General features: G+C 67.3%; 14 protein-coding genes. 13 read left to right on the plus strand and 1 reads right to left on the minus strand.

Annotated features, from left to right (window positions below; genetic code table 11):
* Window positions 1-21 precede the first annotated feature (21 nt).
* Entirely contained in the window at window positions 22-1,803 is a 1,782-nt protein-coding gene (locus ASF77_RS04385; RefSeq protein WP_156648721.1) for a serine/threonine-protein kinase, read from the minus strand.
* A gap of 51 nt (window positions 1,804-1,854) precedes the next feature.
* Here ASF77_RS04385 and ASF77_RS24020 point away from each other — a divergent pair, with 51 nt between their 5' ends.
* The 13 genes from ASF77_RS24020 (at window position 1,855) to ASF77_RS04445 (ending at window position 14,395) form a co-directional block, all read left to right on the plus strand.
* Window positions 1,855-2,028: a hypothetical protein gene (locus ASF77_RS24020; protein ID WP_156648722.1), complete on the plus strand. Its 174-nt coding sequence runs from the start codon at window positions 1,855-1,857 to the stop codon at window positions 2,026-2,028.
* Between the two features lie 209 nt (window positions 2,029-2,237).
* A complete protein-coding gene (tssA, locus tag ASF77_RS04390) occupies window positions 2,238-3,308 on the plus strand; it encodes a type VI secretion system protein TssA (protein WP_056334933.1) in 1,071 nt (356 codons plus the stop codon).
* A gap of 112 nt (window positions 3,309-3,420) precedes the next feature.
* Window positions 3,421-3,930: a type VI secretion system contractile sheath small subunit gene (tssB, locus tag ASF77_RS04395; RefSeq protein WP_056336379.1), complete on the plus strand. Its 510-nt coding sequence runs from the start codon at window positions 3,421-3,423 to the stop codon at window positions 3,928-3,930.
* Window positions 3,931-3,947: 17 nt separating this feature from the next.
* Window positions 3,948-5,438, plus strand: coding sequence for a type VI secretion system contractile sheath large subunit (gene tssC / locus ASF77_RS04400; RefSeq protein ID WP_056334937.1), 1,491 nt, complete (start codon window positions 3,948-3,950; stop codon window positions 5,436-5,438).
* A gap of 72 nt (window positions 5,439-5,510) precedes the next feature.
* The gene (locus tag ASF77_RS04405) at window positions 5,511-6,008 is read left to right on the plus strand and encodes a type VI secretion system tube protein Hcp (RefSeq protein WP_056334939.1); all 498 of its coding nucleotides are present in this window, start codon (window positions 5,511-5,513) and stop codon (window positions 6,006-6,008) included.
* Window positions 6,009-6,112: 104 nt separating this feature from the next.
* On the plus strand, window positions 6,113-6,949 hold the full coding sequence (locus ASF77_RS04410; RefSeq protein WP_056334942.1) for a type VI secretion system accessory protein TagJ: 837 nt from the start codon (window positions 6,113-6,115) through the stop codon (window positions 6,947-6,949).
* Complete coding sequence (gene tssE / locus ASF77_RS04415) at window positions 6,942-7,451, plus strand: type VI secretion system baseplate subunit TssE (RefSeq protein ID WP_056334946.1); 510 nt, start codon at window positions 6,942-6,944, stop codon at window positions 7,449-7,451. Before ASF77_RS04410 ends, tssE begins: the two co-directional genes overlap by 8 nt.
* Window positions 7,448-9,322, plus strand: coding sequence for a type VI secretion system baseplate subunit TssF (gene tssF / locus ASF77_RS04420; RefSeq protein ID WP_056334950.1), 1,875 nt, complete (start codon window positions 7,448-7,450; stop codon window positions 9,320-9,322). The genes tssE and tssF overlap by 4 nt, the downstream gene beginning before the upstream one ends.
* Window positions 9,307-10,350 carry a type VI secretion system baseplate subunit TssG gene (gene tssG, locus ASF77_RS04425; RefSeq protein ID WP_082493547.1) on the plus strand — a complete coding sequence of 348 codons (1,044 nt, stop codon included), beginning with the start codon at window positions 9,307-9,309 and terminating at the stop codon, window positions 10,348-10,350. Before tssF ends, tssG begins: the two co-directional genes overlap by 16 nt.
* Before the next feature lie 30 nt (window positions 10,351-10,380).
* Window positions 10,381-13,089: a type VI secretion system ATPase TssH gene (gene tssH / locus ASF77_RS04430; protein WP_056334953.1), complete on the plus strand. Its 2,709-nt coding sequence runs from the start codon at window positions 10,381-10,383 to the stop codon at window positions 13,087-13,089.
* Between the two features lie 20 nt (window positions 13,090-13,109).
* Window positions 13,110-13,607 carry a hypothetical protein gene (locus tag ASF77_RS04435; RefSeq protein WP_056334956.1) on the plus strand — a complete coding sequence of 166 codons (498 nt, stop codon included), beginning with the start codon at window positions 13,110-13,112 and terminating at the stop codon, window positions 13,605-13,607.
* 61 nt (window positions 13,608-13,668) lie between these two features.
* Window positions 13,669-14,151: a hypothetical protein gene (locus ASF77_RS04440; protein ID WP_156648723.1), complete on the plus strand. Its 483-nt coding sequence runs from the start codon at window positions 13,669-13,671 to the stop codon at window positions 14,149-14,151.
* A gap of 16 nt (window positions 14,152-14,167) precedes the next feature.
* Entirely contained in the window at window positions 14,168-14,395 is a 228-nt protein-coding gene (locus ASF77_RS04445) for a hypothetical protein (RefSeq protein ID WP_056334961.1), read from the plus strand.
* Window positions 14,396-14,401 lie beyond the last annotated feature (6 nt).

Genomic DNA, 14,401 nt, shown 5'->3' on the forward strand with positions numbered 1-14,401 from the left:
GTACCTGGCTGGCGGCTTGGGCTAGTTCGCCACCTCGTCGATGGTGAATGCCGTCGCGCCGTAGGCGGCCGGACAGGGCGCCGATGCGCAGCTGGGAACGCCCGCGTACAGAGGGGCGGCGCCGGTGTGGGCACGCTGCAAGGCGGCCGCGCGCTCGAGCGGAAAGGCGGGGAAAGGGTCGCCCGCGCCCAGGCCCGTCGCGCCGAAGTCGCGCGGCGCATCCGACACCATCACCACGAAGCGGTCGGTGCCTGCCGGCCCGGAGGCCACGAACTTCCATTTCGCACGCGGCAGGCTGAGTACCTCGCCGGGCCGGATGCGGTTGTCCTTGTCCACTGCGTTCGGCAGCAGCAGGTGGAAGTCGTCGCCACGGGTTCCGACCATGTAGACGTAGACGTGGCCCGGATGCGAGGAACGGATCGAGAAGCTGAAGCGGTCGCGGTCGATCCGCAGGCGCGTGTTCGGCACCTCGACGCTCACCTTGCGCTCCGGGCTGGCGCCGGCCAGCAGGGCGTCGAGAGCGCCGTTGGGCGTGAATGCGGGGGTGACTGCCGGCGTGGATGCGGGCGCGGGCGGCGCCGGTGGTGCGGATGGCGCGGGCGCTGCTTCTGTTGCGGCCGCGGGCGTGCTGTCCGGGACGGGCGGCGGCGCCTCCCGCTGCAGGTAGGCGAATAGCCCGGCCGCGCCGAGTACGGCGACGCCGAGCCCCGCCAGGAGCATGGTGCTTCGGCCCTTGCGTTGCGTTGCGGCGGCAGGGGACGCGGCAGGCGTGGATGCAGACGTAGTTGCAGCCATAGAGGCGGGCGCAGGTGCCGGCGCATGCGCCGGCGCCGGCCGTGCTTCGGTCTTCTCGCGCGGCGCCGCATCGAAGCCCAGCAGCGCGCGCATCTCGGCCACGCTTTGCGGCCGCTCCTCGGGCCGGAAGGCGAGGGCGCGGTCGATCGCCTCGAGAAAAGCGCGGCTGTAGCGGTCGGCGTAGCGCGCCGCGAGCGGCACATACGGGTCGGCCAGCATGCGCCCCACGGCCTGCGGCGGCGCCTCGCCGGCGATGGCGAAGTGCACCACCGAGGCCAGCGCGTACAGGTCGGTCCAGGCGCCCTGGCGCATGCCCGGCATCTCGGCATACTGTTCGATCGGCGCGTAGTTCTGCTTGAGGATGACGGTGAAGGCCTGGTTCATGTCGCCGATCGCGCGGCGCGCCGCGCCGAAGTCGAGCAGCAGCGGGCGTCCTTCCTCGAGCATCAGGATGTTGTCAGGCGCGATATCGCGGTGGAAGCACTGGTGCTGGTGGATCACCTCGAGCGCGTCGAGCAGGGGCGCGAGCAGGGCGCGCAGCCAGGCTTCGTCAGGCGGCTCGGCGCGCGCCTTGAGCGCTTCCTTCAGCGTCGGGCCGCGGTAATACGGCATCACCATGTAGGCGGTGCCGTTCGCTTCCCAGAAGCGGTAGACCTTGACCAGCGAGGGATGGTCGAACTGGGCCAGCAGGCGCGCCTCGTTGATGAAGCTGCGCCGGCCCGCTTCGAAGCTGTCCGCGTTCTGGCTGGAGATGACGCTGACGTGGGCCTGGGTCGCGCGCCACGCGAAGGAGGGCATGTACTCCTTGAGCGCGACCTGGCGTTCGAGCGAAGTGTCGAGCGCGCAGTAGACGATGCCGAAGCCGCCTTCGCCCAGCACGCCCGTGATCTCGAACTCGCCCAGCCGGGTACCGGCCGGCAGCGCATTGCCGCGCTCGTGCGCGTTCGGCGGCGGCGCCGTGCCGGAAATGGAGAGAACGGTGCGGTCGTCGTCGGGCGGATGGCTCATGGGTGGTCGATCGCGGACTGGATTATTCATTATGTGCCACTCGGCGGCGGCTTGTCATCAACTTCCATGGCAAGGCTGGCGCGCGATGCGATGGACACGCAAGGCAGCGCCGATTTTCCGGCGCCTTCGCAGGACGCCTGTTCCTGCGGGCCGTATGCCGAACGCGCCTGCGCCACGCGGCGTGCATGGGCCGGCGCCGAGGCGTATGGCCGCGTGCTCGAATAAACAACTATTTTTGAAAAAAACGATAATTTTTGTGTATTTATTCTTGGTAGTTCGTTTAGTATTTGTTCTGTCCAAGATCTCCCGGTCAACCTACAAACAGGCGGGCCGGGCGCCATCCAGGTGGCGCACGCGTCTATGTAACGGGTGCGCATAAACAGCTACACGGTTCTATTCATGTAACGCTAACGCTGCATGTTGCCGGAGTACGGATGAGCACTATCGATGTCGATGCCTTGTTGCTGGAGATCGGCCCAGACACGCCCTGCGGGCCGGATCTGGAATACGACCCGGCCTTTCTCGCCCTGGAACAGGAAGCACTCGGCAAGCCCGAAGTGCAGTATGGCGAGACCATCACCCCCGCCGTTCCGCCCGACTGGAAGGTCGTGCGGCGCATGGCCGCCGCGCTGCTCGAACGCAGCCGCGACCTGCGCCTGGCGATCCACCTGCTGCGCGCGAACCTTGCCCTGTCCGGCATCGCCGGCCTGGCCGACGGCCTGCGCCTGATCGAGCGCCTGCTCGACACGCGCTGGGACAGCGTCCATCCGCTGCTCGACGCCGACGACGGCAACGATCCGACCCTGCGCATCAATTCCCTGGCGATCCTCGCCGACAGCGGCACCCTGGTGCGCGAACTGAAGGAGGCGACGCTGGTCGTGCTGCCGGGCCTCGGCCCGCTCACCATCAAGCTGCTCGAAGTCGCCAACGGCGAACAGGCGCCGCCGGCCGGGCAGGAAAAGATCGCCACCGCCTCGCTCGAGAGCGCGATCGCCGACCTCGATCCGGAGAAGCTGGCCGCCGCCGTCTCCGCCGTCAAGGGCGCCCTCGACAGCGTGGTGAATATCGAAGTGATCCTGGTGCGCCAGGTCGGCAGCTCGCAGGCGCTCAATCTCGACGCCCTCAGCCGTCCCTTGCGCAAGGCCCACGATTTCCTGGCGCGCCAGGGCGGCGCGGGAGCGCAGGCGGAAGGGGACGCCGCGTCCGACGCGCTCCCCGCGGCGGGCGCGATCGCCGTTCCCGGCGGGGCCGTGCCGCGCGGCGCGCGCATGGGCATCAGCGGCGACATCGACAGCCGCGAGGACGTGCTGCGCATGCTCGACAAGCTGGCCGACTACTACGCCCGCCATGAACCATCGAGCCCGATCCCGATCCTGCTCGCGCGCGCCAAGCGCCTGGTGCCGATGAACTTCTTCGAACTCATGCAGGATCTGGCGCCGGACGGCGTCCCGCAACTGAACGTCATCCGCGGGCCGGACGGCACGGAGCAGGCCAGCGACTACTAGGCCGCCGGCGGCGGATTCGCGCAGTACCACAGAACAGCAGAACGTTGGAACGTTGGAACCGCAGAGGTTCGGAAAAAAACAACCGTGTCGTTCATTCAAGGGGGTGTCAATCGTGGGCAAAGAGAGTAGCCAGAAGTTCATCGCACGCAACCGCGCGCCGCGCGTGCAGATCGAGTACGACGTCGAAGTCTACGGCGCCGAGAAGAAGGTGCAGCTGCCCTTCGTGATGGGCGTGATGGCCGACCTGTCCGGCCAGCCGGTCGCGCCGCTGGCGCCGGTCGCCGAGCGCAAGTTCCTCGAGATCGACGTCGACAACTTCGACGAGCGCCTGAAGGCCATGAAGCCGCGCGTCGCCGTGCAGGTGCCGAACACGCTCACCGGCGAGGGCAACCTGGCGGTCGAGATGACCTTCGAGAGCATGGACGACTTCACCCCGGCCGCCGTGGCGCGCAAGGTGGGCTCGCTCAACAAGCTTCTGGAGGCGCGCACCCAGCTCTCGAACCTGATGACCTACATGGACGGCAAGACCGGCGCCGAGGAACTGATCGCCAAGCTGCTCGCCGAACCTGCCCTCATGCAGGCCCTGACTTCGGCGCCCAAGCCGCAAGAACAACAATCCTGAGACCGGCGGAGGACACGATGGCTGAACAACAAGCACAGATGGAACGGGACAGCGGCACGCTGGAGCTGAGCGACTTCGGCAGCCTGCTGCAAAAGGAATTCAAGCCGCAATCGGACAAGGCGCGCGAGTCGGTCGAGAACGCCGTACGTACGCTGGCCGAGCAGGCCCTGGTCGGCAGCAAGCTGGTTTCCGGCGACGTCCTCGCGACGATCGAGAGCCTGATCGCCGCCCTCGACAAGAAGCTGTCCGACCAGATCAACCTGATCCTGCACACGCCGGAATTCCAGTCGCTCGAAGGCGCCTGGCGCGGCCTGCACTACCTCGTCAACAATACCGAGACCGACGAGATGCTCAAGATCCGGGTGATGAACATCTCGAAGAACGACCTGGGCAAGACGCTCAAGAAGTTCAAGGGCACGGCCTGGGACCAGAGTCCGATCTTCAAGAAGATGTACGAGGAGGAGTTCGGCCAGTTCGGCGGCCAGCCCTACGGCGCCATCGTCGCCGACTATTATTTCGACAACAGCGCGCCCGATGTCGAGCTGCTCGCGTCGATGTCGAAGTTGGCCGCCGCCGCCCACGCGCCCTTCATCGCCGCCGCCGCACCCTCGGTGATGCTGATGGAATCCTGGCAGGAGCTGGCCAATCCGCGCGACCTCACCAAGATCTTCCAGACCCCCGAGCATGCCGCCTGGCGCTCCTTCCGCGAATCCGAGGATTCGCGCTACGTGGCCCTGGCCATGCCGCGCTTCCTGGCGCGCCAGCCCTACGGCGCGCGCACCAATCCGGTCGACGAATTCGACTTCGAGGAAAACACCGCGGCGCCCGGCAGCAAGAACTACACCTGGGCCAACGCGGCCTATGCGATGGGCGTCAACATCAACCGCTCGTTCAAGGAGTACGGCTGGTGCTCGCGCATCCGCGGCATCGAGTCCGGCGGCGCGGTCGAGGGCCTGCCGGTGCATTCCTTCCCGACCGACGACGGCGGGGTCGACATGCAGTGCCCGACCGAGATCGCGATCTCCGACCGGCGCGAAGCGGAGCTGGCGGCCAACGGCTTCATGCCTCTGGTGCACAAGAAGAACACCGATTTCGCCGCCTTCATCGGCGCCCAGTCGCTGCACAAGCCGGCTGAATACGACGATCCGGACGCCACTGCCAACGCCAACCTGGCGGCGCGCCTGCCTTATCTGTTCGCGACCACGCGCTTCGCGCACTACCTGAAGTGCATCGTGCGCGACAAGCTCGGCTCGTTCAAGGAAAAGGACGAGATGCAGCGCTGGCTGACCAAATGGATCATGCAGTACGTCGACGGCGATCCTGCCAGTTCGAGCGAATCGACCAAGGCGAAGAAGCCGCTGGCGGCAGCCGAGGTGGTGCTGGAGGAAGTGGAAGGCAATCCGGGCTACTACACGTCGAAGTTCTTCCTGCGCCCGCATTACCAGCTCGAAGGCCTGACCGTGTCGCTGCGCCTGGTGTCGAAGCTGCCGTCGGCGAAAGCGGCTTGAGTACAAAGAACCTAACTCGGGATGTTCAACCAACGCCGGTCCATGGGTGACCGGCCTCAGAGGAGAGAAGACATGGCATTGGATATGTTCATCAACATGGGCGCCAAGATCAAGGGCGAGTCGCGCGACAAGGTGCAGGGCCCGAAAGGCGACATCGACGTTCTGGCCTGGAGCTGGGGCATGAGCCAGTCGGGCACGACCCACATGGGCGGGGGCGGGGGCGCCGGCAAGGCCAACTTCCAGGATCTGTCGTTCACCAAGTATGTCGACAGTTCGAGCCATGCGCTGATGAACGCGCTGGCCAAGGGCACCCACATCGAGAAGTGCGTGCTCATGGCACGCAAGGCGGGCGAGGGCCAGACCAAGTACATCGGCATCACGATGGAGGAGGTGCTGGTGACTTCGGTTTCGACCGGCGGCAGCGGCGGCGAGGATCGCCTGACCGAGAACGTCACGCTCAACTTCGCCAAGGTCAGCTTCGCCTACACGCCGCAAGACGCCAAGGGTACCGTGGCGGGCGACAAGACCTTCACCTGGGACATCGCCGAGAACCACGGCGACGTGGCCTAAGCATGCACTGAGCTGCAGTATCGTGCCGCCGCGCCCGCCGCGGCGGCACCTTTCACGTATCCACCGATTTTTTTCGCCGCCGACCGCCGGCGGAGGAGCACCGCATGACCGCGCAACAGCTCATTCGTGATGGAGACCTCGGCGGCGCCCTGGCCGCGCTGCAGGCCGAGGTGCGCAAGAACGGCAGCGACGCCCGCCTGCGCGTATTCCTGTTCCAGCTGCTGTGCGTGCGCGGCGAATGGGAACGCGCGCTGACCCAGCTGAACGTGGCCGGCGAACTCGACGCAGCCACGCTGCCGATGGTGCAGACCTACCGCGAAGCGATCCAGTGCGAGGCGCTGCGCGCCGACATCTTCGCCGGCAAGCGCGCGCCGCTGATCTTCGGCGAGCCCCAGCCCTGGCTGGCCCAGCTGATCGACGCGCTGCGCCACGACCGCAGCGATCCGGCGCGCGCCGCGGCGGCCCGCGCCCAAGCCTTCGAGTGCGCGCCGGCCTCGCCCGGCAGCATCGACGGCGCACCTTTCGCCTGGCTGGGCGACGCCGACAGCCGCCTCGGCCCGGTGCTCGAGGCCATCGTCAACGGCCGCTATTTCTGGATTCCCTTCTGCCGCATCCGCCGCATCGAACTCGAGGCCCCGAGCGACCTGCGCGACACCGTCTGGAGCGCGGCCAGCTTCACCTGGGCCAACGGCGCGCAGACGGTCGGCCTGATTCCGACCCGCTACGAGGGAACGCTGGCGCTGCAGGACGACGCCCTGCTGCTGGCGCGCCGCACCGAATGGGTGGCGCATGGCGCGGGCGACGCCGGCGTCGGCCAGCGCATGTTCGCCAGCGACGCCGGCGATTACGCGCTGATGGACGTACGCCTGATCGAGTTCGAACCGGACGCCGAGGCCGAAACGGAGATCGCCGCGGGAGAGGGCGGAGCAGTCCATGGCTGAACTGGCGCCGCGCGAACGCCTGCAGCCGAGCCTTCTCGACCGCCTCAGCGACGACGAACCCGGCGCCAGCAGCGAGCCGCGCGACCGGCGCGTGCTGTCGCTGCGCACCCTGCGTGCGGGCGTGCTGCGCGACCTGGCCTGGCTCCTGAATACGACCAACCTGCTCTCGGTGGCCGGCACGGCGAGCCTGCCGCACGTCGCGAACTCGGTGCTCAACTACGGCATTCCCGCCATGTCCGGCCACGCGGTCGGCAGCCTGAACGTCGCCCAGCTCGAACGCGGCATCCGCCAGGCGATCTGGGACTTCGAGCCGCGCCTGATCCGCAATACGGTCAGCGTCAAGGCGCGCATGGCCAGCGCCGACAAAAACACCCTGACCTTCGACATCGAAGCCGACCTCTGGGCCCAGCCCTATCCGGAGCGCCTCTACCTGAAGACCGAACTCGACCTCGAGCGGGGCGCCGTGCTGGTGTCGGAGATGAGCGGCAGGAGCGCCGCATGAACCCGCGCCTGCTGCGCTATTACAGCCAGGAGCTGCAGCACCTGCGCGAAGTGGGCGGCGAGTTCGCCCAGGAATTCCCGAAGATCGCCGGCCGCCTCGGCCTGGACGGCTTCGAATGCGCCGACCCGTATGTGGAGCGTCTGCTGGAAGGCTTCAGCTTCATGGCCGCGCGCGTGCAGATGAAGCTCGACGCCGAATTCCCGCGCTTTACCCAGCACCTGGCAGAGCTGGTCTATCCGCACCTGCTGGCGCCGACGCCGTCGATGACGGTGGTGCAGCTCCAGCCCGACTTCGCCAATCCGGCCCTGCAGAAGGGTTTCGTCGTCCCGCGCGGCAGCGCCATGCGCAGCGTGCTGGGCAAGGGCGACAACACGGCTTGCGAATACCGCACCGCGCACGCGCTGACCCTGTGGCCGATCGAACTGGTGGAAGCCAAGCTGTTCGCCCTGGGCGGCAGCCAGGCCGGCCTGAACCTGCAGCTGCCGGCCCAGGCCAAGGCCGGGCTGCGCCTGCGCCTGCGCAGCAGCGGCGCGCCCTTTCGCGACCTGCCGCTCGACGTCCTGAGCCTGCACCTGCGCGGCGCCGACGAGATGCCGGTGCGGATCCTGGAGTCGCTCCTGGCCGGCGTCGAGGGCGTGCTGGCGACGCCGGTGACGCGGCCCGCTGCCTGGCACCGGCTGCTGCCGAAGACGGCGCTGCGCCAGCCCGGCTTCGCCGAGGACGAGGCGCTGCTGCCGAGCGGCGAGCGCAGCTTCGCGGGCTACCGCCTGCTGCAGGAATACTTCGCCTTCCCGCAGCGCTTCCAGTTCGTCGAGATCGGCGGCCTGCAGGCGGCGCTGCGCGGCTGTCCGGACAAGGAGATCGAACTCACCATCCTCCTCAACCGGCTCGACCCGCAGCTGGAAAAGACGCTCGACGCCTCCAACCTCGCCTTGCACTGCACCCCGGCCGTGAACCTGTTCCAGCGCCGCGCCGACCGCATCAACGTCAGCGGCGAGCAGTTCGAATACCACGTGCTGGTCGACCGCACCCGTCCGCTCGACTACGAGGTCTATCAGGTCGAGTCGGTAACCGGCTACGGCACCGGCCCCGGCGCCGAGCAGTCCTTCCAGCCCTTCTACGAGGCGCGCGACATCGGCATGCCGCAGCGGGGGCGGGCCTTTTTTCAGCTGCGGCGCGAGCCACGCCAGCTGTCGCAGCGCCAGCGCCGCGACGGGCCGCGTTCGAGCTATGTCGGCAGCGAAGCCTTCATCGCCATCGTCGACGCCGCCGAAGCGCCATACTCGGCCGACCTGCGCCAGCTCGGCCTGTCGGTCTGGTGCACCAACCGCGACCTGCCGCTATCGATGCCGATCGGCGTCGGAAAGACCGATTTCATCCTCGACGACGGCGCCCCGGTGACGGCCGTGCGCTGCGTCGCCGGGCCGAGCCAGCCCTATCCCTCGTTCGCCGAGGGCAGCGTGGCCTGGCGCCTGCTGAACGGGCTCTCGCTCAATTACCTGTCGCTGCTCGACACCGATCCCGACCAGGGCGCGGTCGCGCTGCGCGAAATGCTGGCCCTGTACTGCCACCGCTCCGACCTGAACGCCCAGCGCCAGGTCGAGGGCGTGCGTTCGATTTCCTCGAAAGCGGTCACGCGTCGCATGCCTTCGCCCGGGCCGATCGCGGTGGGGCGCGGCATCGGCATCACCGTCACGCTCGACGACGCCGCCTTCGAGGGCAGCGGCGCCTTCGTGCTGGGGGCCGTGCTGAGCGAATTCTTCGCCCAGTACGCGTCGATCAATGCGTTCACCGAAACGACCATCCGGACTGTGGGGCGCGGCGAGATCATGCGCTGGCCGGCAAAGGCGGGCGCATGCGCGATCCTGTAGAGCTGGCGCTGCTGCTCGAACGCGAGGCGGCGCGCATGGATTTCTACCAGGTGCTGCGCCTGATCGAGAACGCGCGGCCCGAGCTGCCGCGCATCGGCACTTCGCTGCGTCCACGCGACGATGCGGTGCGCTTCGGCCAGGATGCGGAACTGGTGTTCCATCCGGGCGCGCTGGCGGGTTTCAAGCGCGCCGACGGCGAGGGCCGGGCGCGCCTGGCCGTCAACTTCTTCGGCCTGATGGGCGCCAACGGCCCGCTGCCGCTGCATATTACGGAATACGTGCGCGACCGCCTGCGCCAGGGCGGCGACGCCACCATGCTGGCCTTTCTCGACGTCTTCCACCACCGCATGGTCTCGCTGTTCTACCGCGCACGGGCGGCGAGCGAACCGGTGATCAGCCTCGACCGCGACGATGGCGACCGCTTTTCCGCCTTTGTCGGCAGCCTGTTCGGCATCGGCGCCCCGGCCCTGCGCGAGCGCGACGAGATCGGCGACTTCGCCAAGCTCCATTTCGCCGGCCTGCTGGCCAACAAGACGCGCCCGGCCGCAAGCCTGGTCACCATCCTGCGCAGCTATTTCGGCTTGCCGGTGCGGATCGAACAGTTCGTCGGCCACTGGATGCGGCTGCCGCCCGAGGTGCAGAGCCGCATCGGTATGCCGGAAGACGGCAACCGCCTGGGCAGGTCGCTGGTGCTCGGCAAGAGCGTCTGGGATTGCCAGCACAAGTTCCGCATCGTGATCGGCCCGGTGGGCTACGCCGACTACGAGCGCTTCCTGCCGGGCGGGGACAGCCTGCGCCGCCTGCGCGACTGGGTACGCAGCTATGCCGGCATGGGCCTCGACTGGGATCTGCGCCTGGTGCTCAGAAAAGATGAACGGCCGCCGCTGCGCCTGGGCGGCCCGACCCGGATCGGCTGGAGCAGCTGGGTGGCGAGCACCCCGGCTTGCCGCGATCCCGACGGGATGCTGATCCAACCCGACCGCATCGATCACGGGGGCACGCAGAGGCAGCAACACACAAGAGAATAACCAACGCGGGAATACCAGGGAGGGGACGTCATGGCCGATATCAGTCGTGTGGCATTGTTTGGAAAGCTCAACAGCCTGTGCTACCGGGCGATCGAAAGCAGCACCGTGTTCTGCAAGCTGCGCGGGAATCCGTACGTGGAACTGGTGCACTGGATGCACCAGCTGCTGCAGCTGCAGGATTCGGATCTGGTGCGCATCCTGCGCCAGTACGAGCTCGACCCGGCGGCGCTGGCGCGCGACCTGACCGCCGCGCTCGATCGCCTGCCGCGCGGCTCGACTTCGGTCACGGATCTCTCGTCGCAGCTGGAGGAATCGGTCGAGCGGGCCTGGGTCTACGGCACCCTGCTGTTCGGCGAGTCGCAGATCCGCTCGGGCCACCTGATCGTCGGCCTGCTCAAGACGACGGGCCTCAGGAATGCCCTGTACGGCATGTCACGCCAGTTCGAGAAGATCAAGCTGGAACACCTGAGCGACAATTTCGCCAAATTGCTGAAGGAGTCGCCGGAAAGCGCGATGGCCGCGACCGACGGTTTCAACGCCGCCGCCCCCGGCGAGGCCTCGGGCGCCATCGCTCCGGCCGCGATGGGCAAGCAGGAAGCCCTGAAAAAATTCACGGTCGACCTGACCGAGCAGGCGAGGAGCGGCAAGATGGATCCGATCGTCGGGCGCGACGACGAAATCCGCCAGATGATCGACATCCTGATGCGGCGCCGCCAGAACAACCCGATCATGGTAGGCGAGGCCGGCGTCGGCAAGACCGCCGTGGTGGAAGGCTTCGCGCAGCGCATCGCGCGCGGCGACGTGCCGCCCTCGCTGAAGGAAGTGGAACTGCGCACGCTCGACGTCGGCCTGCTGCAGGCCGGGGCCAGCATGAAGGGCGAGTTCGAGCAGCGCCTGCGTTCGGTGATCGACGAGGTGCAGGCCAGCAGCAAGCCGGTCATCCTCTTCATCGACGAAACCCATACCCTGGTCGGCGCCGGCGGCGCGGCCGGCACCGGCGACGCCGCCAACCTCCTGAAACCCGCACTGGCGCGCGGCACCCTGCGCACCATCGGCGCCACCACCTTCGCCGAATACAAGAAGCACATCGAGAAGGATCCGGCCCTGACGCGGCGCTTCCAGAGCATCCAGGTGGACGAGCCGAGCGAGGAGCGGGCGATCCTGATGATGCGCGGCGTCGCCTCGACCATGGAAAAGCACCATCAGGTTCAGATCCTCGACGAGGCGCTGGAGGCGGCGGTGCGGCTCAGCCACCGCTATATCCCGGCGCGCCAGCTGCCCGACAAATCGGTCAGTCTGATCGACACCGCCTGCGCGCGGGTGGCGGTCAGCCTGCACGCCACGCCGGCCGAGGTCGACGACAGCAGGAAGCGCATCGAGGCGCTGGAGACGGAGCTGGCGATCATCCGGCGCGAGGGCGCGATCGGCATCGAGACGGGAAAACGCGCGGCGGATGCCAACGACCTGCTGACGCTCGAGCGCGAGCGCCTCGCGAACCTGGAAGCGCGCTGGAACGGCGAGCGCGTCCTGGTCGACAAGCTGCTGGCCCTGCGCGCGCGGCTGCGCGACGGCGGCCAGCCGGTCGAGGGCACCGGCAGCCGGCTCGAAGTCGCAGCTGGCGCCGAGCCGACCATGGCGCCCGAAGAACGCGGCGCCCTGATGGCCGAACTGAAGGAGGTGCAGGCGGGCCTGTCCGGACTGCAGGGCGAGCATCCGCTGATCCTGCCAACCGTGGACTACCAGGCCGTGGCCTCGGTGGTGGGCGACTGGACGGGCATTCCGGTCGGGCGCATGGCGAAGAACGAGATGGAGACCATCCTCAACATCGCGCGCACATTGAGCAGCCGCGTGATCGGCCAGGATCATGCGATGGAGATGATCGCCAAGCGCATCCAGACTTCGCGCGCGGGCCTGGACAATCCGAGCAAACCGATCGGCGTCTTCATGCTGGCCGGTACCTCGGGCGTGGGCAAGACGGAAACGGCGCTGGCGCTGGCGGAGGCGCTGTACGGCGGCGAGCAGAACCTCATCACGATCAACATGAGCGAGTACCAGGAAGCGCACACGGTCTCCACGCTGAAGGGCGCGCCGCCGGGATATGTCGGCTATGGCGAAGGCGGCGTGCTGACCGAGGCGGTGCGCCGCAAGCCCTATTCGGTGGTGCTGCTCGACGAGGTCGAAAAGGCCCATCCCGACGTGCACGAGATGTTCTTCCAGGTCTTCGACAAGGGTTTCATGGAAGACGGGGAAGGGCGCTTCATCGATTTCAAGAACACCCTGATCATCCTCACCACCAACGCCGGCACCGACCTGATCGCCGGCCTGTGCAAGGATCCGGAGCTGATGCCGGAGCCCGAGGAGATGGCCAAGGCGCTGCGCGCGCCGCTGCTGAAGGTGTTCCCGCCGGCCTTGCTGGGACGGCTGGTGACGATCCCCTATTACCCGCTCTCGGACGCGATGCTCGGCCAGATCGTGCGCCTGCAGCTCGAGCGCATCAAGAAGCGCGTCGAGGCGCGCTACAAGATCCCGTTTGCCTACACCGATGAGGTGGTGCGCCTGGTGGTGTCGCGCTGCACCGAGTCGGAGTCGGGCGGGCGCATGATCGACGCCATTCTCACCAACACCATGCTGCCCGATATCTCGCGCGCCTTCCTGACGCGGATGATGAGCGGAGGAGCCGTGGGCGGCGTGCGCGTCGGGGCCGAGGGCGGAGAGTTCACCTACGATTTTGCCGACTGATCACCCGGATAGGAGATGCGATGCGCGTGAGCTTGTACGAACCAGCACTGGCCGTGGGCGGCAAGGCGTATGCCGGATGGGCCAACGAGGACGACGAACTGTATTTTCCGCACGTGGACTCCTGCTGCGCCCTGGTGATCGTGGGCGACAAGGCAGCTGTCGGCGGGCACATGGGCTCGCAATTGCCGAATGCGGCCGATCCGAACTACGACATTGCCGGGCGCTATGTGTGGGAGCTGGTGCTGGCGAATCACCGCCGTCTCAACAGCCCGGATGGGCCCTGCACCGTGATCACGATCGGCGAGTCGAACTGGTACGACAGCGTCGTCAGCGCGATCTGGACGGCGGCGCAGGCCGACGGCACGCTGCCCTTGCGGACGACGGCGAAGTTCTGTCCGAAAGGTGTCGACATCGTCGCGACGATGAAGAAGGTGATCGTCACGCCTTGCGGCACCCACACGCATTTCGAGTATGCGGTGCCGGATGGCTATCTGGAGAGGAAGGATATCGGACAGTAAGCCGGCGCGCGGGCGGGCGGGGACGTATTTCATACAACGCTTTTCAGAGGAAGGAAACGGCATGCCAACGACGAAGACAGATCTGTTCCGGGCCATGAAGACCGGCCAATCCGACGGCGAGTTCCATATCGAGGGGGTGGCGCGCGACGGCCTCCTCTATCCGCGCTTCGAAGCGACCGAATACTACGATGCCGACAAGGTCAAGCGCGTCAGCCAGGCCGACATCGACATCAAGCGCAACGACGTCAGCGGCGAACTCGAGGTGCAGACGAAGGGCGGCACCTCGCTGCACGACAAGAGCGGCTGGTTCGGCCACGACGACTGGCGCTACTTCCAGATCCCGAACGGAACCGATTATCCTGAGGGGATCGTGCTCCATAAGGGCAAGGGAGCGAAGCAGAACCGGGCCAGGACGGTCAGGGCGACGCACTACCAGATCGAGCCCAAGATCCCGATGACGGTCGATGCCTTCAAGGGGGCGCTCGACACCTTCGCGCGCGCGGCCGTGGTGCGCAGCATCGCGCTTGCAAAAGCGGTCAAATAAACGATAAGGAACTGCCATGCCGGAAATCAGTGGAAAGACGCTTGCCCTCGCGGTGCAGGCAATCGATGCGGAGATACGCAGGCTGCGCACGCTGCCCGACGACCGGGTGGTGCCGGGCGACGAGGAACTGCTGCTGCAGTACGAGATCGCGGCCGACGATCTCGAGGACGTGTACGCCGAGGCGGCCAAGTCGATCGTCAACCTGCCGCCTTACGAACGGCTGGTGCAGCGAGACGACGAGTAGCCCCTG

The organism is Massilia sp. Leaf139 (assembly GCF_001424165.1).
In the GTDB taxonomy this organism is placed as follows: Bacteria; Pseudomonadota; Gammaproteobacteria; order Burkholderiales; family Burkholderiaceae_D; genus Telluria.